Origin of the sequence: Paraburkholderia sp. HD33-4 (assembly GCF_021390635.1) — a bacterium.
Lineage (GTDB): Bacteria > Pseudomonadota > Gammaproteobacteria > Burkholderiales > Burkholderiaceae > Paraburkholderia.
On record NZ_JAJEJS010000003.1, the window covers coordinates 1566608 to 1588207 of the forward strand.

A 21600-nucleotide genomic window follows, 5' to 3' on the forward strand; every position below is an offset into this window, starting at 1 on the left:
CCCTTCGCCATCAGCGGGCCGTCAACAGGCCTTCACTTTTCGTGAAGACCTCGGCTTCACGCAGGCGCGCGCCTGGCCAGCGGCCTTCGCGCACCAGCTCGCGCGCGACATCGGCGAGCACCACGCGCGCGGCGAGCCCCGCGGGCGATAGTTCGTCGTCGGAGATGCTGGCGATCATGTTGGGCCGCGTGGCGAAGCTTTCGGTCACCGGCACGCTGGCGAGTACCGCGTTCTCAGGCCGCGCCAGCGCGGCGCCGGGCTGGATGGTCGCGGCCATGCCGGTGCGTACGAAGTCCATCAGCAGCGCGAGGCCGTCGACTTCGGCCGCGATGTTCGGTTCATATTTGGCCCGCTTGAACGCGGCGGACAGCAGCGAGCGCAAACCGTGCGCGCCGCTCGGAAGCACGAGCGGAAGCTTGCCGAGTTGCCCGAGACGAACGCGCGCGCCGGACGGCATGCCTTCGAGCTCGTGCCGGCCGATCACGAACAGACGCTCGTCGAGCAGCGACACCACGCTCCAGCGCTGCGCGGGTTCCGCGCGGAACAGCACGGCCAGATCGATCTGGCGTGCGCTCAACATCGAGGCGAGATAGCCGGACAGGCTTTCGACGATGCGCAGCCGCACATCGGGATAGCGCGCGCGCATCGCCTGCATGAAGGGGACACCCAGCACACTGGCGGTGCTGGGCGCCATGCCGACGCTGACGTGGCCAGACAGCCGGGCGGCGCGCGCGGCGAGCGCGGCGTCGTCGATATGGCGCAGCGCGAGTTGCGCCTGACGCCAGAACGCGAGACCGGCATCGGTCGGCACGACGCCGCTGGAGGTGCGCTGCAGAAGGCGCGTCGACAGTTCGCCTTCGAGGCGGCTGATCTGCTGACTCAGCGCCGATGTGACGACGCCGAGTTCCAGCGCGGCCTTCCCCATGCTGCCGTGTTCGACGACGCTGAGGAAATAGCGTAATTGTCTGAGTTCCATTTCACGATCGGCGTGGACGAGAATCGCGGCTATTGTCGCAGATTGGAAATGCCTACAGACGACGTGTCACGGCTCGTGTTTACGTGAATACATCGTCATTTTCGGCTCATGATTCGTCGCCCCGCGGGCTCAACTCATGAAACAAAGTACCCGGCCAGCGTTCCGTCGCGGCCAGTTCGCGCGCCACGTCGGCGATCACCACGCGCGTGGCGAGCGCTGCGGGCGAGAGCTCGTCCTCGTGGCGTCCCGCGATCAGGGTCTGGCGGCGTGCATCGGAGTCGCTGACGAGCAGTGCCCGCAACTGACGGCCCGGATCGCGGCAAATCACCGAGCCGGGCTGCAAGGTTGCGCCAAGCCCGGCGCGAACCGCATCCATCAGCAACGCGAGGCCGTCGATTTCGAGGCTGATATTCGGCCGCACGCCCGCGCGCTCGAACGCGATCTCGAGAATCGCGCGCAGTCCGTGCGAGCCGCTCGGCATCACGAGCGGCAGTTCGCCGAGCTCGGCGAGACTCAGCGTGCTGGATTGCGCAAGCCCCGGCAAATCGGCGCGTGCGAGCAGGTAGACGCGTTCCTCTATTAACGGCCACACACTCCAGCGCCGCATGCCATTGCCGCGCGCAACCAGTGCCAGATCGAGCTGGCGCGCGTCGAGCATGGCGCTCAAATGCCCTGACAACGCTTCGACCAGATGCACGCGCAATTCGGGGTGGCGCTCGCGCATCGCCAGCAGCAACGGCATGCCCAGCACCGACGCGGTGCTCGGCGGCAAGCCGACGGTGACGTGCCCGACGAGCCGCCGGCGCCGCGCCGCCTCTACCGCGTCCAGCGCGTGCTGCAGCGTCATTTGCGCATGGCGCAGAAAAGCAAAGCCGGCATCGGTTGGAATCAGTCCGGTGCGCGCGCGGCGAAACAGCTGCGTCGCAAGCTGCGCTTCGAGCCTCTCCAGGTCGCGGCTCAGCATCGAAGCCGCGATGCCCAATTCCGCTGCTGCACGCCTTATACTGCCTGATTCGGCTACCCGCACGAAGAACCTCATCTGCCGCAGTTCAATGGGCAGATCGAGCGGGTCTTCATCGGCAAAATCCAGATTTGCTGTCGACATGGGTTGCATTCGGTGAACGAGAGAGATGCGGCACATCCGACGCGCCGCGCAGGGATGAGACATGGACATGCGTCAGCTGAAGTACTTCGTGCAGATCGTCGAGAGCGGCAGTCTCTCGAAAGCGTCGCGGCAACTCTTCATCGCGCAACCGGCGCTCAGCCAGCAAATGACCCGCCTCGAGGAGGAAGTCGGCAAGCCGCTGCTGGTGCGCTCGTCGCGCGGCGTGCGGGCCACCGAGAACGGCGAGGCGCTTTACCATCACGCGCGCTTCATTCTGCGTCAGCTCGACCAGGCCGTTTCGGTCGCGCGCCGCGAACAGGCGAACGTCAGCGGCCGCGTGAATCTGGGCATGGCGCCCACCACCGTCTGCGCGCTCGGGCTGCCGCTCATCAAGCATCTGAACGCGAAGTACCCGGGCATCGTGCTGAACGTCGTCGAGGCGCTGTCGGGGCACCTCGAACACATGACGCGCCTCGGCGAACTCGATCTCGCGATTCTGTTCAGCGCGACGGCCGCGCCGGACTTGCCCGTCGAATCGCTGCTCGAAGAAGAACTGTTCGTGATCGTGCCGCGCGACAGCCAGATGATCGCAGCGCATCGCACCGACATTACGCTGAACGAACTGGCGAAGCTGCCGCTGATTCTGCCGAGCCCCGGACACGGGCTGCGCCGGCGCATCACGATCGAGTTTGACCGGATGAACCTGTGCGTCGACGCGGTCGCGGAAATCGACTCGTTGCCGCTGCTGATGCACTGCGTGGCGGACGGCATCGGCGCGACGATCAAGCCGATGGCCGCCGTGTACGCGCTGCAGAACGCGCCCGAGCAATGGCGCTGCCTGCGCATCTCCGACGCGCAGATGGTTCGCCGCAACTACCTTTACTCGCTTGCGCCGGAAAAACTGTCGCAGGCGGCGGTCATCGTGCGCAACGAGCTCAAGCATGTGATCCAGACGCTGATCGAGCGCCACGAGTGGCAAGGCGTGCAACTGATGCTGCCGCACGATCTGCCCGAGCCCGAAGACCTCGAACTTCACGACCTGTCGCTGCACGACGCGGAAACTTGACGGCTTCATCGCGGCCCTCACGCCGTTGCGGCTCGACTCGTCGCTATCGATTCCTCGCGCGCCGCGCTGGCGGCCAGTCTTCCGGCACGCCGGCCAGACGCGAACGCCCACGCGAGGTGATGGCCGTGCCCTTTCAATAGCAAGCCGCCCTGTCCCGTCGATCCCGCCGCGAAGAGCCCCGCAATGGGCCGTCCGCTCGCATCGAGCACGTGATGCTGCTCGTCGACCCGCAAGCCGCCTTCCGCATGCACGAAGACCGCGCGCACCGGACCGAGCGCGATGAACGGCGCACACGTGAGCGCCTTCGCTGCGCCCACGCTGTCGCGCAATGCGGCAGCCGACATGCCGGTCAGCGCGGCCAGTTCCTCGACGGTTTGAGCTTCCCGATAGACGTCCGGCCGGTTGCGGCGGTAATCGGCCAGATAGGCATAGGCGACGCCCGGCGCCGTCGAGATGAAATGCGGCCACTGCGAATAGCGTTCGGCGATACGCCCGTCGATCACGATGTAGCCGACGCCATCCGGCTGATCCGGCAAGAGATAAGCGGGCCGGTCGGTCTCTTCGCCAAAACGCTCGCCGCGCGCGTTGACGAGCACCGCGCCGTCGTCGAACAGCGACAGCGACGGTGCGAGCGCCGTGGTCAGGAATTTCATCAGGAACGGACGCAGGATCGCGTCGGGCACATGCCGCATCGACCATTGCATCACCGCCGCGAGCGAGCGCCATGGCGGCAGCCGCCGGACGATGTTCTCTTTCGCCGGCGCTATAAAGCGGATTTCAGGGCCCAACGCGAGATCGCCGTTGATGATCTGCGCGCCGCAACGCTCGGCGAGCCGTTGGCCGTCGCCGGTCGCGCCAGGATTGACCGCGGCGACTTTCGCCTCCTGCGGCCCCATGAAGCGCGCCTTCAACTCCGGGCAGTTGGTGAAGTCGCCCGCCGCGAGAATCACGCCGCCGCGCGCATCGATGCGCCACTCTTCACCGCCGTCGGGCCCGGTCAGCACGCCGCGCACGCGGCCGTCTTCGAGCACGAGTTCCGAGACCCGCGTGCGGACGCGAATCTCGACGCCGGCGCGACGCGCGCGTCGCGTCAGGTGATAGATGAACGAGCGCGAGTTCGGCAGCACGTTGTGCATGCGCGGCACGCGATGCGGCGGCTCCGGCATCGGCCCCATGAAGCGCACGCCGCTGTCGAGCAGCCACTGGAACGTGTCGGGCATCGCGTCGCACAGCACGCGGCGCAATGCGTCGTTGTCGCGCCCGGCGAGCTCGCCCGCGAAGCCCGGCATGTCCTCCCAATGCGCTTGCGGCGTGTCCTCGATACCCTGGGCGCGTTGATGCGGCGTTTGCGACGCGCTGACCGAGCCGATCGACCACGCAGTCGAGCCGCCCGGCGCGTCGTTTTTCTCCAGCAGCACGACGCGCGCCCCGGCTTGCGCCGCCTCGATCGCGGCCGCGAGACCCGCGCCGCCCCCGCCGACCACCAGCACGTCGACGGTTTCGTCGGCCGGTGCAAAGCGTCGATTCGGCGTCAGCATGGCTTGCGCTCCTTGCACTCAGACGAGCGCGCCATTGGTCTGGACGATCTGACCGCTGACCCACGAGGCCTTCGCCGAAACGAGGAATGCGACGACTTCAGCCACCTCGGCCGGCTGGCCGACGCGGTTCATCGGGCTCATCGCGGCGGAGCGCTGCTTCGCCTCGTCGGTCTTGCCCGCGCGGAACAGGTCGGTATCGACGGGCCCCGGCGCGACGGCGTTCACACGCACCGTGCGCGACGCGAGTTCCTTCGACATCGAGCGCACCAGGCATTCGACGGCCGCTTTCGTCGCACTGTAAGGACCGACGCCCGGCACCGCGTGACGCACGAGCGACGTGGTCAGCGCGACGATCGCGCCGCCTTCGCTCACCTCGCGCGCCGCCGCGCGCAGCACGTTGAACGCACCGACGATATTGACCTCCACGAGGCGCTGGAAGTCGGCATCGGGGAACTGCGCGAGCGGCGCGGGCGGCACGTTGATGCCCGCGTTGGCGATCACCGCCTGCAACGGACGGCCGAAATCGCGCATCGCGTCGCGGCAGACCGCATCGACGGCCGCGGCGTCGCGAATGTCCACCTGATACCCGCGGATGCGCGCGCCGAGCGCATCGGCTTTGGCTTCGAGCTCGCGGGCCGCATCGGCCTGGGTCGTATAGGTGAATGCGACGTCCATGCCGTCGCGCACGAGCGCTTCCACGCACGCGGCGCCAATGCCGCGCGAGCCACCGAATACGAGTGCGAGTTGTCTGTTTTCTTTCATTGCTGGACTCCGGTTGTACGTAAATCGGTCACTGCACCCTGACGCGCAAGCGCGGTGCGGGTGGCCTCGATGGTTGCCTCGATGCCGCGTTGCAGGTCGTAACGCGGCTCGTATCCGAGTTCGGCACGCGCGCGGCTGATGTCGAGCGCCCCCTTCTTTGCACTGAGCACCCGGCCGCCATGACGGTATGGCCCACGGCTGCCCACGCTGATGCGGGCACCGGGAATCGCGCGATTGACGGCCTCGGCGACGTCCGCGACCGTCGGTGCGGCGCCCGTTGCGATGTTGTAGCTGTCGAAGCGATGCACGGGCTTGTCGAGCACGAGCAGCAATCCCGCGACGGTATCGTCGACATACACCTGATCGACGGCGAGATCCGCGCCGTCCGGGTCATGCAGCGCCTCGCCCCGCAGCGCCGCTTCCACATAAGTGCGCGGCACGCGCAGTCGCGGCAGATGCGGCCCGTATACCCAGCAGGTGCGCACGTTCAGGCATTCGAGCCCGTGCTCGCGCGTGTAGATGCGGCCGTAGTGCTCGACCGCCAGCTTGGTCGCCCCATACACGCTGGTGGGGTTTTGCGGGTGGTCCTCGTCGATCACCGGCGCGCGGAAATCGCCGTAGGTTTCCTCGGTGCTCACATGCACGACGCGCTTCACGCCCGTCAGGCGCATCGCCTCGAACAGGTTGACGGCGCCCTCCACGTTCACGCGATTCGCCTTGATCGGAATATCCGCGCACTGAATCACGCCGACGATCGCCGCCGCGTGGATCACCGCGTCGGGCCGGTGCGTCTGCATCATGCGCAGCACCTGGGGCCACTCGCAAAGATCCGCGGCGAGCGCCGTGAACCTCGGCTGGCGCTTGACGGACGCGGCCGTTGCCGGGCTGATCGCGATATCGGTGCCAATCACGGCATCGCCGCGCGCGAGCAATGCCTTCACGATTTCGGTGCCAAGCCAGCCGCTCGCACCGGTCACCAGAATTTTTTTCATCGTCGTCTCCGTCGCGTGGTGTCAGCGCGGCTGCGGCTCGTCGTCGGTGGGCGGGCTCGTGATCACCAGAAACACCAGCGTGTCGGTGCCGGTGCAATGGAACTCGTGATGGACGCCCGGCGGGATGTAGGTCACGTCATTGGCGCGAACCAGACGGCGCTCGCCATCGACCGTCAGCACGCCCTCGCCCGACAGCACGTGATAGATCTGCTCCTGCACCTTATGCACGTGATTCTCGACGTACGCGCCCGGCTCGTAGCAGGAAATCCGATGATCGAAGAAGCGGCTGCCGACGGTCTCCGGCGTCACGATCGCCTTGGACAGCGCCTGGTTGAAGTGGCCCGGATACTGCACCCATAGCAGCTCGCCGAGATTGCGCGTGACGGCCTGCTTTTCCTTGGCCGCGTTCCGGTAATGTTTGTCGTCGGGGATGATGGTGGTCATGGTCAGTTCTCGAAGCCGGGCAAGCCGGCGAGCAAATGCCGCTGGTCGTACTCGGGCACGAAGCCGAGCCGCGTCGCGGCGTGAGACAGATCGTAGAGCGGAGCAAACGGGTTGCGCCGGTAATGGTCAGGATTGCGTATCTCGACGGCATCGCCGTGCAGCCGGCGCAATCGGTCGATGGTCGGCTCCGGCGACAACGTCACCTTCGCCGCCAGATAGAAGCGGTCGAATTCGCCGGGCTGCATCGGCAGTTCGAGCGCGAGACGGAAGGCGCGGGCCAGATCGCGTGCGTCGATGTGATGGTGCAACGGTCCGCCGCCCGCGGTGGACGGACCGCCCGCCACGGGCGCGTGATAGTTGAGCGGGTCCCTGGCGCGGGCGACGATCTCGCCCGCCATCTCCGGATACGCGACGAACACAGTGCGCAACGCGAGCACCGACATGCCTCTGAACGCATACGCACGCGCGATGCTTTCTCCCGCGACCTTGCTCAGCGCGTACGGGTCGGTCGCGTTGAGCGGATGGTCGAGATCGAGCGGCGCGTAGCGAGGCGGCACCATCTTGCCTTCGCGCACGGTATACCCTGCGACGGAGTCGCTCGAACAGAACACGACCCGCCCGATTCTGCGCGCCTCTGCCGCATCGAACACGAGCCACGTGCCTTGCGTATTCACGTGCATGATCGTGGCGCCGTCGCCCGACCAGATGTTCGGCACCGCTGCGATATGCAGCACGGCATCGACACCCTCCATCGCCGCGCCAACCGCGCCGGCGTCGGTCACGTCCGCGACCATCCATTCGATATCGGCTTCTCCCTTGCGGCGATCGAAGCCACGCACCGCGTAGCCGTGCGCGAGCAGCTCACGTACGACGAAGCGCCCCAGCAGGCCGGCCGCGCCCGTGACTAGAACGCGGCTCATGCGGTGGCCTCAACGGCCGGCGCGAAGCCGAACGCCGTCAACGCATGGTGGCTGCGGCGGATCGCGCCTTCCGGCGCGGCCGCGATGATTTCCAGCATGCAAGCTCCTTCGAAGTGAATGTCGTTGAGGGCGTCATGCACCTGCGCGAACGGCACGTCGCCGAGGCCGACCTCGTCATGGCGCCAGGCGTCGCGGCGGGTGTCGGACAAATGCACGACGCGCACGAGTTCGCCGAGCGCGCGCAGGCCGTCGCCCGGCGCTTCTCCGATGAAATGCGCGTTCGCGGCGTCGTAGCAGACGCCGAGCGAATCCGAGCCGTAGCTGCGTACGAATGCACCGAGCGTGTGTGCATCGGGAAACGACGCGAACGGCACGTTTTCGAGCACGAGCGTCACGCCGCGCAGCTCGGCGTGCAGCAGCAGCACGTCGAGCGACTCGCGCATCCACGCCTCGCGCTGCGCGGGCTGCGGCGCAAACAAGGGGCTCATGCGGCCCGGCACGACGATGACATCGGTCGCGCCGAGATCGGCCGCGAGATCGATCGCGTCGACGAACAGATCGATCGAGTACCGACGCATGCGGCTCATCGGACTCGCCAGGTTGTGGTCGAGGCTCGGCACGTTCAGCGAACGCACGCTGAGCCCTGTAGCTTCCATCGTGTTACGCAGTTTTGCGCGCGCGCCGGACGGGAACTCGTCGAGCGCGAGATGCGGCGGATTGAGCACCAGCTCGAACTCGCGGTAGCCGAGTTCACCGAGCCGCAGCACGCATTGCTCCGCTGGCGTCGACCAGATATAGCCATAGGTGTTCACGCCGAGCGGCCGCGCGTTCTGTCGTGCCGTCGCCATCACGCGCTCTGCCTCAGGAGGTGTTCAGTATCCGCGGCCGATACGCCGAGCAGCCGCTCCTGCAGCGCGGTGTCGGCCGCGAGTTCCGACGCGCTGCCGCCGAACGCCACCGCGCCGTTCACGAGCACATAGGCGCGGTCCGCCGCGGCAAGCACGGAGTCCGCCTGGTGCTCCACGATCATCAGGCTCGCTCGCGAGGTCAGCTTCATCACCGCTTGCCGGACCTCGTGGACGACCGCAGGTGCCAGCCCTTCGAACGGCTCGTCGAGCAGAATCAGCCTGCTCGGCACCATCAACGCGCGGGCGATCGCCACCATCTGCCGCTCACCGCCCGACAGGCTCGCGGCCTGCGAGCGCATCAGGATGCGCAGCTTCGGAAACAACTCGCAGATTTCTTCGAGTGGCGCACCGCCGGCGCGTGCGCCGATCTTCAGGTTGTCCTGCACCGTGAGGTTCGGGAACAGCCGCCGCCCTTCGGGCACCAGCGAAATGCCGAGGCGGTTGATCAGATCCGGACGCATCGACGTGACGTCGTTGCCGTCGAACTTCACGCGGCCGCTCGCCGCGTGCAGCGTTCCCGTGATCGTGCGCAGCAGCGTAGTCTTGCCCACGCCGTTGCGACCGAGCAGCGCGACGACTTCGCCCGGGTAGATGTTCAGGTCGACGCCTTCGAGCACGGTGCCGCCGTCGTAGCCCGCTCTCACCTGTTCGAGTTCCAGCAGCGCGCGGCCCGTGGGCTGCGCGTTGGCCGGCCCGCGCGACGTGCCGACAAGCGCAAGGTCCACCGGCGCGCCGACGCTGCCCGAGGCTTCCCTGGGTTTGTCCTTGCTCTTGTCCGACGTGCTGGCGTCGCCGAGATACGCGCTTATCACCTGAGGATCGCGGGCGACGTCCGCCGGCAGACCATCGGCGATCAGGCGCCCCTGGTGCAGCACCGTGATGCGGTCGGACAGCGCGAGCACACGATCGATGTCATGCTCGATCAGCAGCACCGCGTGCGAGTTCGCGAGGCGCCGGATCAACGCGGCGACGATCTTGCGGTCCGCCTCGGCAAGGCCGGCGAGCGGCTCGTCGAGCAGCAGCAGCTTCGCGCTGGTCGCGAGCGTCATGGCGATTTCGAGCAGCCGCTTCTCGCCGTGGGACAACTCGGCGCACAGGTCGGCAGCGCGGTCCGCCAGACCGACCGCCTCGAGCAACGACCAGACGCGCTCGTTCGCCGCATCGTCCGCATAGGCGTCGCGCCAGAATCCGCGCCACTGACGCCGCTCGGCCTGCACGGCGATCCGCACGTTCTCGAACGCGCTCAGGTTCGGAAACACGCTGAGGATCTGGAACGAGCGCGCGAGGCCAAGACGCGCGCGCCTGTACGCCGACAACCGCGTGATGTCGCTGCCTTCGAACACGATGCGGCCGTCATCGGGCAGGATGAAACCCGTCAGGATGTTGAAGAACGTCGTCTTGCCCGCGCCGTTCGGGCCGATGAAGCTGTGCAGCTGATTGCGCTTTACTTCGAGCGAAATTTCGTTCTGCGTGACGATCGAGCCGAAGCGCTTCGACAGCTTCTGCACCGACAGCACCGCGTCGCCTTCGTCGCCGCCTGCATCGGCCGGACGGTACGGCACGATGCGCGCCGGACGCGTGGGAATGCCGTGGCGCGTGAGCGTCCAGCGCGGCCGCTTGCCGAAGCGTTGCCAGAAGCCCTGAATGCCTTCCGGCGACAGCAGCGCCATGATGATGATGACCGGCGCGAAGAACAGCCACCAGTTCTCGGTGACGGCGCTCAGACGATCTTCGAGCACGATGAAGGTCACCGCGCCCCACAAGGGACCGAGGAACTGATGGACGCCGCCGAGCACGGCCATCAGCACCGGGTCGCCGGCATGCGCCCAGTTCAGGTTGTTGGCATACACGCCCTGCAGCAGCAGCGCCATCAGGCCGCCCGCGACGCCGATCACGCCGCCCGCGACGATCAGCGCGATCAGGCGCGTCGTATAGACGTCGTAGCCGAGACTCGTCACACGTTGCTCGTTGTCGCGCAGCGCCTGCATCAGCCGGCCGAACGGCGCATGCGCGATGCGCCACATCAGCCACGTCGCGCCGAGCACGACCACCAGCGTGAACGCATGAAACGACAGCGCCGAAGGAAACAACGGGCGCGCGACGTTCTGCATGCCGTTCTCGCCGCCCGTGACCGAAGTCCACTTGTACGCGATCTCGAAGGCGATCTGGGAGCACGCCAGCGTCAGCAGCGAAAAATAGAGACCCTTGCGGCGCAGGATCAGCGCGCCGATCACGAGCGCAAGCAGAACGGAAAAGCCCGCGCCGATCAGCACACCCGTGATCTCGTTGCCGCCCCAGGCCGCGGACCCGATCGCCAGCGCATAGCTTGCGCAGCCGAAGAAAAACGAGGCGCCGAACGGCACGAGGCCGAGATAGCCGATCAGGAAATTGGTGCCCGCCGCATAAAGCGTATAGATCGCGATCTGCGTGATGCGATCGATCGGCAGGCCGATGGCCAGCGCGAGCGCCGAGCCGGCGATCAGCACCACGGCCATCACGATGACCGGATGGCGCCAGAGGCGTGGCGTGTTCCGGGCCCGCGCGTTGGGCTGCGCGGCGGCCGAAGCAGTCGTATTCGTGCGCATATTCATTCGAAGCGCTCCCAATGTTCTCCAAACAATCCACGCGGACGCAGCAGCATCACGACGAACATCAGCGCATACATCGAGGCCGCCGCCGCATCGGGCTGGAACTGAATCGTCAGCGACATCACGACGCCGACCGCCAGCCCGGCGACCACGGCACCGGCAAACGAACCGAGCCCGCCGATCGCGACGACGACGAACGCCGGCATGATCGCGTTCTGCGACATCGACGGCGACACGGTCCACAACGGTGCGGCCAGCACGCCCGCAATCGCCGCGAGCGCGCAGCCCAGGCCGAATACGCCGGTCATCACGCGCGGCAGATTGATGCCGAGCAGTTCGACCATTTCCGGATCGCGGCTGCCGGCGCGCAGCACGCGCCCGTAGGGCGTCCACGCGAGGAATGCGGCGAGCGCGACCAGCGTGCCGACCGTCGCGAACAGCACCGCCACCCGATACTTCGTGATCAGCAGCGGTCCCGCCTCGACGATGCCCGACAGGAATTCGGGCTGATTGAACGGCTTGCCATCGGCGCCCCAGAAGTAACGGATCAACGCCTCGATCAACAGCGACAGCGCGAACGTCACGATCAGGCTGGAAAGCGGCTCCTTGCCGTACAGCCGCCGGATGATCGTCACCTCGACGACCATGCCGATCACGCCGACCACAATGGGTGCGAGCACCACCGCGGGCCAGCCGTACATCTGAAACAGCTGGTACGCGACATAGGCCCCCAGCGCGAAGAAAGCGCCGTGTGCGAAGTTGATCACGCCCAACAGACCGAACGTGATGGACAGGCCCACGGCGATCAACACGTAGACGAAACCCAACACGAGTCCGTTGGCCGATTGGGAAACGAGCATATCGAGCATGATGGCTCCAGGTTGGGCGATGGCTCAGCCGCTACAGCGCCGGCATCTTGCAGCCGATCTCCTGCTGGGTGCCGAACGCTTTCTCGGTGTCGGCCGCGGTGTTCGACGTATCACGCACCACGTCGAAATAGTCGTATTTGTCGGTGATCTTCGACTTCACCTTCACGACCACGGACGGGCGAATCAGCTGGTGATCCCACGGGCGGTAGTAGACCGGCAGCGCGCTGTCGGTGTCCTTCCACTGTTCGAGCTGGGTGACGATCGCCTTCGAGTCGGTCGACTTCGCCGCGGTGATCGAATCGAGCAGCGAGCGCATCGCGATCCAGCCCGACCACGACTTGTCCGACGGCGGACGGCCGTACTTCTTCTCGAAGTCGGCGGTGAACTTCTTCTCGACTTCGGGGTTCTTCGGGTTGTTGTAGTACCAGGGCTTCACGAAGATGCCGGTGGAGGCCTGCGGCCCCACGTCCCAGAAGTCCGTATCGGTCACCGCGACGGCCACGTACGGGATCTTGCCCGTCATGGACATCTCGTTCCATTGCTTGAGGAAGTTCGAGAAGTCGCCGCCGACGAGTCCGCCCAGCACGGCATCGGGCTTCGCCTGGCGGATCTTGAGGATGTAGGAGCTGTAGTCGGCGGTATTGATCGGCACTTCGTCGACCCCGACTTCGGTCATACCGTCCTGCTTGAGCTGGCCGCGCGCGGCGCGCAGGATGTCCTGGCCGAATGCGTAGGACGGCGTCACGAAGTAGACCTTCTTGCCGCTTTGCGACAGGTAAGGCATCAGGCCCGCGATCTGCACCGGCACGGTGGCCTGGGTACGGAACGTGTAGCGGCTGCACTCCTTGCCGGTGATCTCGCTCGCGGCGGCGCCGGGCAGGATCAGCGGAATCTTTTCGCGGTTCGCGACGCTCATCATCGCGAGCGCCGATGAGCTGTAGTTGCCGCCGACCACCGCGACCACCTTGTTTTCGCCGATCAGCTTCTGCATGTTCTGCTGCGCGACCTGAGGGTTTGCTTCGTCGAGCCAGACGAGCTCGATCGGCCGGCCCAGCACTTTGCCACCGGCCTGCTCGACCGCCAGTTCGCTGCCTCGTTCGAGGAACTGGCCGATCGCCGCACCGGGCCCCTGCTTCGAATAGAGGAGCCCGATCCGCACCGGGTCGTTGCCCTGGGCGAATGCTGCGGCGCTGAATGCGAGACCTGTTGCGATGGCGAAGAGCGAACGAAACCCTACCCGCGCACGCGGATTGCAAAACTTCATGGCTGTCTCCTTGTTTTGTGGTGGTCCGCCCGGCAGTCGGTATTGCGCGGGCGTCCGTTTACTTCGCTGCTGCTACGGCTCTGTGTTTATGTCGTAATGGGCCGCTATGCGATGTAGGGTTTGCCGTAGACCGGCTCCTTGTAGGGAATCGGCGGCAATTGCCAGGTTCCGGTCGAAGGCGGCCTGACCTCGGCGTCGACGTGCACGTCGATCACACACGGCCGCCGGTTGCGCAGCGCCTGCTCGACCGCGTTGCCGAGATCCTGGGGACGCGTGACGGTCACGCCGTCCGCGCCGCACGCCCGCGCCCATGCCGCGAAATCCGGGTTGTAGCGCTCACCCGATTGCCCCTTGTAGAAAGCGGTGCCGATCTCGCGGCCGTCGAACAGGCCGTACTGCAGATCGCGAATCGCGCCCCACGCGAAGTTGTTCCAGACGATCCAGACGACCGGCAGGTCGTATTCGACCGCGGTGCAAAGCACGTACGGCGTCATCGTGAAGCCGCCGTCGCCGACCACCGCGACGCAGGGCCGCTCGGGCGCCGCGAGTTGCGCGCCGAGGATGCCGCACACGCCGAAGCCCATCGACGAATAGCCCCAGCTGTTCAGCATGCTCTGCGCGCGCTGCGGCTTCCAGAACTGCATGAACCAGTTGTGATGGACGCCCGAGTCGAGCGCCAGGATCACGTCGTCGGGCAGGGTTTTCTGCAACGTGCCGACGACGAACTCCGGCCGCAGCGGGCTCGTCGAATCACCGAAATGCGGTCGCACGAACGCTTCCCACTGCCGCACCCAGCCGAGCACTTCGTCGGCCCACGGCGCGTAGCGCTTCGCCTCGATCGCCGGCTGGCCCGGCAGCGCGTTCAGCAATTGACGGGTGAACACCTTCGCGTCCGCGACGATGCCAATCGTCGCCGCGTAGTTGCGGCCAAGCTCCGTCGGGTCGATATCGACGTGCACGAGCCTGGTCTTCGGGAAGTTCCACGAGTAGCCAGCATGCCAGCTCGACGACGACCGATCGTCGAAGCGCGTGCCGATCGTGATGACGAGGTCGGCGTGACGGCCCGCCTCGTTCGCCGCATAGGCACCGTTGCGACCGATGAAGCCGAGCGTCAGCGCGTCGTTCGCGGGCACGCAGCCCATGCCGTTCGGCGACGTGATGACGGGAATTTGCAGCTTCTGCTGCAACTCGGTCAACTCGGGGCCGGCCTCCGCGAGCGTCGCGCCGTGGCCGATGAACAGCACCGGCTTGCGCGCGTCGGCGAGCAACTGCAGCACCTCGGCGACGTCCGCGTCGCTCGCGCCGGGGCGCACCGGCCGGCCGAGCTGCGACGCGGGCGGCAGTTCGACATCGGCCTCTTCCTGGAACACGTTGTAGGGAATGTCGAGGTTCACCGGACCCGGACGGCCCGTCACCATCGTGTCCATCGCCTGGCGCAGCGCGAGCGGCAGCATGTCGACGCGCGACGGCTGGAACGCGCGCTTGACGACCGGACGCATCACCTGGGCGAAATCGGCCTGATTGTGGCGGTAGAGTTCCTGGAACGGCCCGCGGTTATGCTGCGAGGTCGGCACATTGGCCGTGATCGCCATGAACGCCGACGAGTCCGACAACGCGGTGGCGAGCGACATCACCATGTTCGCCGAGCCCGGTCCGGTGGATGTGAGCGTTGCCACCGGCTTGTGCTTGACGCGGAAATACGCGTCGGCCATGTGCCCCGCGCATTGCTCGTGGCGCGGCGAGATCAGCTTCAGCGAATCGCGTACGTCGTACAGCGCATCGAGAATGCCCACGTTGCCGTGTCCGCAGATTCCGAACACGTAGGGCACCTTCTCCTTGACCAGCGTCTCGGCGATCAGTTGACCGCCTTTCATCATCGGCATTGCATCGTCCCCTTCAAGTACTCAGCGTAATCAAACGTTCTTCGCTCATCTCTCGCACGGCGTAGTGCGGGCCTTCCCTGCCGAAACCGGAATCCTTGCTGCCGCCGTATGGCATCAGATCGACGCGCGAACTCGAGGTCTCGTTGATGTGCACGCCGCCGACCTGCAGCCGGCGCGCGGCCTTCAACGCCACGTCGAGACGGTTCGTGAAGAGCCCCGTGGCGAGACCGTATGGCGTCGCATTGACGAGGTCGATCGCCTCGTCGAGCGTGTCGAACGGCACCAGCGACATCACCGGCCCGAACACCTCCTTGCAACTGACCGGTGTATCGGGAGAGACGTCGGCGAGCAGCGTGGGCGGAATCAGCGCGCCCGCGCGAGCACCGCCCGCCAGCCGGCGCGCGCCGCGGTGCACCGCTTCGTCGATCCAGCGCTCGATACGCTCGGCCGCCGCGACGCTGATTACCGGGCCGACGAGCGTAGACGGTTCGCTCGGGTCGCCGTAGCGCAGTTCGTCGACCAGCTTGCTCAGTCTCTCTTCCGCTTCGGCAATCCGGCTGCGATGCACGAGCAGATTCTGAATGGACGTGCAGACCTGACCCGCCTTGCGGTAGCTCGCCGCGATGATTTTCGGCAGCGCCTGATCGAGGTTCGCGTCGTCGTCGACGATGGTGAAGGCGATGCTGCCGAGCTCCATCTGCGTGCGACGCAGCCCGGCGCGCTGCTGGATCGAGCGGCCGACCTCGGTGCTGCCCGTGAACGCGAAAAAGCGCACCGCCGGTTCGTCGATGAGCCAGCCGGCGACATCCGCGCCGCCGTGCACGACGTTGATGAGACCCGGGGGCAAGCCCGCTTCGAGCAGGCTCGACGCCATCATGTTCGCGACTGCGGGCGTGTGCGTGGATGGTTTGAGCACGACGGCATTGCCCGCGGCCAGTGCCGGCGCCACCTTGTGCGCGACCGTGTTCAGCGGCGCATTGAACGGCGTGATCGCGCAGACCACGCCGAGCGGCACGCGCATCGTGAAGCCGAGCCGGCCAGCTTGCTGTGGTGCGCCGTCGAGCGGCACCATCTCGCCGGCGAGCCGGCGTGCCTCCTCGGCGGAGAGCCGGAAGGTTAGCAGGCAGCGCCGGATTTCGCCTTGCGCATCCGTGAGCGTAAACCCGCCTTCGGTTTGCAGTGCGGCAATTAGCCTCGGGGTCTCGCGTTCGAGAATCGCGGCGGCGCGTTCGAGCAAGGCGCCGCGCTCGTGCGGAGTCAGCGTGGACGCCTTGAACGCGCGTTGCGCGGCAGCGACCGCGGCACGGGCCTGCTCGTGCGACGCCACATGCAACCTTGCGCAGGGCGTCAGACGGTATTTGTCGAGCACTGCCATCTGGTCGCTGCCGTCGGTCCAATGGCCGTCGATCAGCAGTCGTACTTCGGACAGTGAGGTGGGTGATTCAATCATCGAATTGAACTCCGTGCGATAAGGCCCAGTGTAGGTCCGTGTTTTCGCGAGCAAAACTACTGAATTCCGAGAGCACCTATATGCTCAACTTATAGCCAAGTGCGTGCTGCGCCGCGATCACGCCGAATACCAGGGCTGGCCCTAGCGTGATGCCGGGGCCCGGATACGCGCCGTTCATCACCGAATGCATATCGTTGCCGCACGCGTAGAGGCCCTCTATCGGCGTGCCGTCCGCGCGCAGCGCGCGAGCGTGCTCATCGGTCATCACGCCGGCGGCCATGCCGAGATCGCCGGGAAAAACGGCCACCGCGTAGAAAGGGCCATGCTCGATCGGCGCCACGCAGGGATTGGGTTGGTGATCGGCATCGCCGAGATGACGTTGATAGATGTTCGCGCCGCGCCCGAATTCGTCGTCGCGCCCCGCTCTCGCGCCTGCATTGAAACGCTCGACGGTCTCCTGCAACGCTGCGGGCGGCACCCCGATGCCCTGGGCCAACGCGGCGAGCGTGCGCGCTTGCCTGAGGTAACCGCTCGCGACCTCGCGACGCGTGGACAGCGCGAATGGCCGCACCTTGCCCAGCCCATATTTCCAAAGGAAGCGGCGATCACAGATGAGCCACGCGCAACCCGCATCGTTGCCGTCGCGAAGTTGCGCGCGCACGAACTCGTGATACGACACGGCCTCGTTCACGAAGCGCTTGCCTTGCCGGTTCACCGCGATCAGGCCCGGCTTCGCGCGATCCGTCACGGTGTGAGGGAACAGCGCTTGCGTGCCGTCTTCGCGCTTCCAGCACGAGACGGGCACCCAGAACGCGAGCGCATCGTCGACGCCGTGCGACGGTGGGCTCAACGCCGCGCCAGCGGCCAGCGCAAGACGCACCCCGCCCTGCAGCGCCTGCGCATTGACGGTCGCCGAGCGATGCCCCGCCTCGGCGGGCACGAACAAGGCGCGAAGTTCCGCGTCGTGCGAGATACCGCCGGTTGCGAGCACGACCGCGCGTGCGTGCACGACCTGCGACTCGCCGCCGATGCGCACGTGAAGCCCCGTCACACGATCGCCCTCGGTGACGAGGCGCGTGACGATGGTGTTCAGCGAGATGTCGACGCCCAACGCGAGCGCCGACTTGAACAGGCGCGCGGCCAATGCATTGCCGAGCACGAGCGAGGTGCCGCGGTGCGCGTGCCGCCGCTGCAGCGCATATCGGCCGACGAGCTTGAGCACGTCCCACGCCGCACGTGGCGACTTCGCGAAACGGCGCAGTTTCGGAATGTCTTCGCGGCTGATCATCATTCCGCCGAGCAGCATGAACTCCGGCAACGGATCGCGCAGCAACGCGAAATCCCGGCCGAGTTCACGACCGTCGAACGGTACGGGTTCGAGGACGCGGCCTCCCGATGTCGCGCCGGGGAGGTCCGGATAATAGTCGGGATAGCGGCGCACGGGCCGCAGCTTCAGTTCGGTGTGCGCTTCGAGATGGCGAATCGCGGCGTCGCCGTGCTGCAAAAACGTGCGAATGCGCAGATCGCTGACGCTGCCCGGCACGGTCTGCTCGATATAGCGACGGGCCGCATCGGCATCGTCGCGCAGACCCGCTTCGTGCAGCTTGTGATTGTCGGGAATCCAGATCATTCCACCGGATACCGCCGTGGTTCCGCCTATCTGGCCACTGTGCTCGACGAGCAGCACGCGCCGGCCTGCCGCCGCACCGGTCGACGCGGCCGCGAGCCCGGCTGCGCCGCCGCCAACCACGATAAGGTCATAGCTGTGATCGATCATGGCGACAGAGTCTACCGGCGACCCGCTCGCGCACGGCACTATGGAATTCCGATAGGTGCTATCGATTCCGCGTATGGCTGGCCTCGCGCCGGCCGTTGGTAAGATTCCATGCGACGTGCGCGCGGCCCGGTGCCGCCCCTGAACGCCAAAAACCCACGCCCCACTGTGACCCGAGGAAAACCACGAATGGCGAATCCCGATCGCACCAGGATAATTCAGCGCAAGACAGCGGAGTCCGCCTCGATGCTGGCGAACGTCAAGCGCGCGATGGCGCTCACCGCCCGTATCAACCGCCTGACGTTCGACGATACCGACGAAGTGCGCGCGCTGTTCAGCGAACTCATCGGCAAGCCGGTGGACGAGAGCTTCATGCTGATCCCGCCGTTCTATACGACGGGCGGCGTCGATATCCGTGTCGGGCGCAACGTCTTCGTCAATCAGAACTGCACGTTCTACGACCTCGGCGGGCTCGAGATTGCCGACGACGTGATGATCGGGCCCAACGTGAGCCTGATCACATCGGGTCATCCCGTTGAACCATCGCGGCGGCATGCGGGCGTTACCGCCAGTCCGATCGTGATCGGGCGAAACGTCTGGATCGCGGCCGGCGCAACGATCATCGGCGGGGTGACGGTCGGGGAAAACTCCGTTGTTGCGGCGGGCTCGGTCGTCACGACGGACGTTCCCGCGAATACTCTGGTGGGCGGAAACCCAGCGAGGGTGATCCGGTCGATCGGCGACTGAAGCTACGTGCGCGCAAGGCCTCTTCGAGTACGTGTTCGGCGCCGCTTTCCGCAGTCGGTCGGAGACTGGACGGTCGACGGATTTTCGCTGGTCATTCGTCGGGTGATCGCGAGCAGGTCTTCGATATTGACGGGTTTGACGAGGTGAGTGTCACACCCCGCCGCCGCTGAGCGCGCGAGGTCTTCGGGCTGTCCATAGCCCGACACGGCGACGATTTCAAGGCGCTTGCCGGTCGCCCGATGCTCCCTCAGCCGACGAGCGACTTCATAGCCGCTGATTCCCGGCAGACCAAGGTCAAGGAAGACGATCTGCGGGTCGAAGGCAGCGGCGATCTGAAGCGCTTCTTCCCCGCTGTGTGCGGTACGCACATCGTGCGCGTCGAGAATCATTGCGAGCGACAGCGCGGCATCGCTGTTATCGTCGACGATCAGAACACGCAATGGGTCGGACGGCGCTCGACCTGCCTGGGCATCGTCCTTCGCCTCCCGGTCGCCGGCCTGGCAAACGGGTAGACGTATTTCGAATTCACTGCCTCGATTCTTGCCTTCGCTTCTGGCGGCAATCGTCCCTCCGTGCATCTCGGTCAGCGTCTTGCAGACCGACAGCCCGATCCCAAGGCCGCCCCGGGACGGCTCGCCGTGACAGGATCCCTGCACGAAGAGATCGAACACGTGAGGAAGCGCATCGCCCGAAATACCCGTGCCTGTGTCCGACACCGTAATGGATATTTCCTCACCGACGGCCGTCGCACATATGACGATCCGGCCACCGTCGTCGGTGTATTTGATCGCGTTGTCCAGCAGATTGGAAAATGTCTGGGTGATCCGCGCCCGGTCGCCGTGAACGTAGACCGGATGCTCCAGTGGCAGACGCACGATGTCGTGATGGCGCTGCAACGCCGCCGGCATCGTGATCTCGAGAGCATGGTCGAGTGCCAGCCTGATATCGAAGACCTCGCGCTTCAACTCGATCTTGCCGGTGGTGATCCGCGATACATCGAGCAGGTCGTCGATCAGATGCGACAGGTGGCCGGTCTGGCGTTCGATCACGTTACGCAGCCACTCACGTTTGGCGGGATCGGCTCCGGCGCTGTGGCCCAGCAGATGCGCGGCGTTACGCACGGGCGCCAACGGATTGCGCAGCTCGTGCGCGAGCGTGGCCAGAAAGATGTCCTTGCGCCGATCGGCGTCCCGCAGTTTCGCCTCCGCGGCGGTCCGCTCCGTCACGTCGCACAAGCTGCCGATGAACGTGAAGTCGTCATGCTGATTGGGCGGACGCAGATACCCGAACATTTCGACGGTCCTGAGCGCACGGTCGGTTACGCGGTGCAGCCGGAACGCGACATGCACCGGCTCGCCGGAGACCACGCGGGACCGGAAATGGACCCGCAGCAGCTCGACATCGTCCGGATGAATGACCGACGTCATGAACTCGGTTGCCGTCAACGGGCCCCTCTCCTCGGGCTGTCCGGTGATCTCGTACATCCGCCGGTTTTCCCACACGCCTTGTCGCGAGATGCCACGCCACTCGAAGATGCCGATGCCGGCCGCGCTCGTCGCGACCCGCAGGCGCTCCTCCGTGCTCTTTAGCGCGGTTAGAGCCCGCTGCAGGTTGTCCTGTGCCCCCGCCACCTCGGTCGCCTGACGTTGCATTTGCGCCTCGATCGCGTTTTCGATCATCGCGCGAAAGGTCCGCTCGACGATGTCGTGCGCCTGCATGTGAACGTCGACGGAAGCGGCAACGGGACTGAAATACGCGCGGATCTCGTCTTTCAGAAAGCGCTGCATCAGATCGATGTTGCGAAACAGATCCGTGACCCGCCAGTCGTCTGGCCAGAATCTGCCGGGCTGCGCGACATCCTCGTGCGCGGGTGACGACGCGTCGCTGCCGGCGAGCAGCAGCGCGGCGCATACTTCGGCCAGCATGAAAGCGAAACAGCCGGTGAGTCCTTGCCCGCTGTGCACTTCGGTATGCGCGCGCTGCGCCGAGGTCTCGGCGATCCAGCGACGCATCAGTTGCCCACGGGTGCGCCCCAGCCTGCGCGCCAGCCCATTCAGCGTGATCGCATCGCGAGAATCCAGATCGAGATCCCGTTTCATCCGGGTACCCCCGGACGAAAGGCGTGAGCCCGCGATGCCGTGCCGGCATGCGGGCTTGTGTCGGTCAGCCTCTTTGTCATGGACCGTTTCGGTAGGTTACGTAGCGCGCGACTATTAGTAGTATCGACCGGCCGGGATTGTACGCCGGCTCCCCGCAAACCGCGTGACACTGTACCCGCTGCCGGGCGGCTGTTTAACCGAGACAAACCCGCAGC

At 66.1% G+C, this 21600-nt stretch carries 17 protein-coding genes; 2 read left to right on the plus strand and 15 right to left on the minus strand.

Annotated features, from left to right (window positions below):
- Positions 1–10 precede the first annotated feature (10 nt).
- Together L0U84_RS41655 and L0U84_RS41660 are read right to left on the minus strand one after the other, a co-directional pair.
- Entirely contained in the window at positions 11–976 is a 966-nt protein-coding gene (locus L0U84_RS41655; protein WP_233859680.1) for a LysR family transcriptional regulator, read from the minus strand.
- Between the two features lie 106 nt (positions 977–1082).
- On the minus strand, positions 1083–2030 hold the full coding sequence (locus L0U84_RS41660; RefSeq protein WP_233859932.1) for a LysR family transcriptional regulator: 948 nt from the start codon (positions 2028–2030) through the stop codon (positions 1083–1085).
- Positions 2031–2148: 118 nt separating this feature from the next.
- On the opposite strand from L0U84_RS41660, the gene L0U84_RS41665 reads away from it, so the two are divergent.
- On the plus strand, positions 2149–3147 hold the full coding sequence (locus tag L0U84_RS41665; RefSeq protein ID WP_233859682.1) for a LysR substrate-binding domain-containing protein: 999 nt from the start codon (positions 2149–2151) through the stop codon (positions 3145–3147).
- 17 nt (positions 3148–3164) lie between these two features.
- On the opposite strand, the gene L0U84_RS41670 is transcribed toward L0U84_RS41665, so the two are convergent.
- The 12 genes from L0U84_RS41670 to L0U84_RS41725 form a co-directional block, all read right to left on the minus strand.
- Entirely contained in the window at positions 3165–4685 is a 1521-nt protein-coding gene (locus L0U84_RS41670) for an FAD-dependent oxidoreductase (protein ID WP_233859683.1), read from the minus strand.
- Between the two features lie 18 nt (positions 4686–4703).
- Entirely contained in the window at positions 4704–5447 is a 744-nt protein-coding gene (locus L0U84_RS41675; protein WP_233859684.1) for an SDR family oxidoreductase, read from the minus strand.
- Entirely contained in the window at positions 5444–6439 is a 996-nt protein-coding gene (locus tag L0U84_RS41680; RefSeq protein ID WP_233859685.1) for an NAD-dependent epimerase/dehydratase family protein, read from the minus strand. The genes L0U84_RS41675 and L0U84_RS41680 overlap by 4 nt, the downstream gene beginning before the upstream one ends.
- A gap of 21 nt (positions 6440–6460) precedes the next feature.
- The gene (locus tag L0U84_RS41685) at positions 6461–6883 is read right to left on the minus strand and encodes a cupin domain-containing protein (protein WP_233859686.1); all 423 of its coding nucleotides are present in this window, start codon (positions 6881–6883) and stop codon (positions 6461–6463) included.
- Between the two features lie 2 nt (positions 6884–6885).
- The gene (locus L0U84_RS41690; RefSeq protein ID WP_233859688.1) at positions 6886–7803 is read right to left on the minus strand and encodes an NAD-dependent epimerase/dehydratase family protein; all 918 of its coding nucleotides are present in this window, start codon (positions 7801–7803) and stop codon (positions 6886–6888) included.
- Positions 7800–8651 (minus strand): sugar phosphate isomerase/epimerase family protein, encoded by an 852-nt coding sequence (locus tag L0U84_RS41695; protein WP_233859690.1) that lies wholly within the window; start codon positions 8649–8651, stop codon positions 7800–7802. Before L0U84_RS41695 ends, L0U84_RS41690 begins: the two co-directional genes overlap by 4 nt.
- Entirely contained in the window at positions 8651–11302 is a 2652-nt protein-coding gene (locus L0U84_RS41700; RefSeq protein WP_233859692.1) for a branched-chain amino acid ABC transporter ATP-binding protein/permease, read from the minus strand. Before L0U84_RS41700 ends, L0U84_RS41695 begins: the two co-directional genes overlap by 1 nt.
- Positions 11299–12168 carry a branched-chain amino acid ABC transporter permease gene (locus L0U84_RS41705; RefSeq protein WP_233859694.1) on the minus strand — a complete coding sequence of 290 codons (870 nt, stop codon included), beginning with the start codon at positions 12166–12168 and terminating at the stop codon, positions 11299–11301. The genes L0U84_RS41700 and L0U84_RS41705 overlap by 4 nt, the downstream gene beginning before the upstream one ends.
- Positions 12169–12199: 31 nt before the next feature.
- Positions 12200–13432 carry an ABC transporter substrate-binding protein gene (locus tag L0U84_RS41710; RefSeq protein ID WP_233859701.1) on the minus strand — a complete coding sequence of 411 codons (1233 nt, stop codon included), beginning with the start codon at positions 13430–13432 and terminating at the stop codon, positions 12200–12202.
- Between the two features lie 104 nt (positions 13433–13536).
- Positions 13537–15315 carry a thiamine pyrophosphate-binding protein gene (locus tag L0U84_RS41715; protein WP_233859702.1) on the minus strand — a complete coding sequence of 593 codons (1779 nt, stop codon included), beginning with the start codon at positions 15313–15315 and terminating at the stop codon, positions 13537–13539.
- Positions 15316–15328: 13 nt separating this feature from the next.
- The gene (locus tag L0U84_RS41720; protein WP_233859703.1) at positions 15329–16765 is read right to left on the minus strand and encodes an aldehyde dehydrogenase family protein; all 1437 of its coding nucleotides are present in this window, start codon (positions 16763–16765) and stop codon (positions 15329–15331) included.
- 76 nt (positions 16766–16841) lie between these two features.
- Positions 16842–18542, minus strand: coding sequence for an FAD-dependent oxidoreductase (locus L0U84_RS41725; protein ID WP_233859704.1), 1701 nt, complete (start codon positions 18540–18542; stop codon positions 16842–16844).
- Between the two features lie 186 nt (positions 18543–18728).
- Here L0U84_RS41725 and L0U84_RS41730 point away from each other — a divergent pair, with 186 nt between their 5' ends.
- Positions 18729–19286: a sugar O-acetyltransferase gene (locus L0U84_RS41730; protein WP_233859934.1), complete on the plus strand. Its 558-nt coding sequence runs from the start codon at positions 18729–18731 to the stop codon at positions 19284–19286.
- Between the two features lie 2 nt (positions 19287–19288).
- Here the strand turns inward: L0U84_RS41730 and L0U84_RS41735 are convergent, their stop codons facing one another.
- Positions 19289–21385, minus strand: a complete 2097-nt coding sequence (locus L0U84_RS41735) for a hybrid sensor histidine kinase/response regulator (protein ID WP_233859708.1) — start codon at positions 21383–21385, stop codon at positions 19289–19291.
- Positions 21386–21600: the final 215 nt, after the last annotated feature.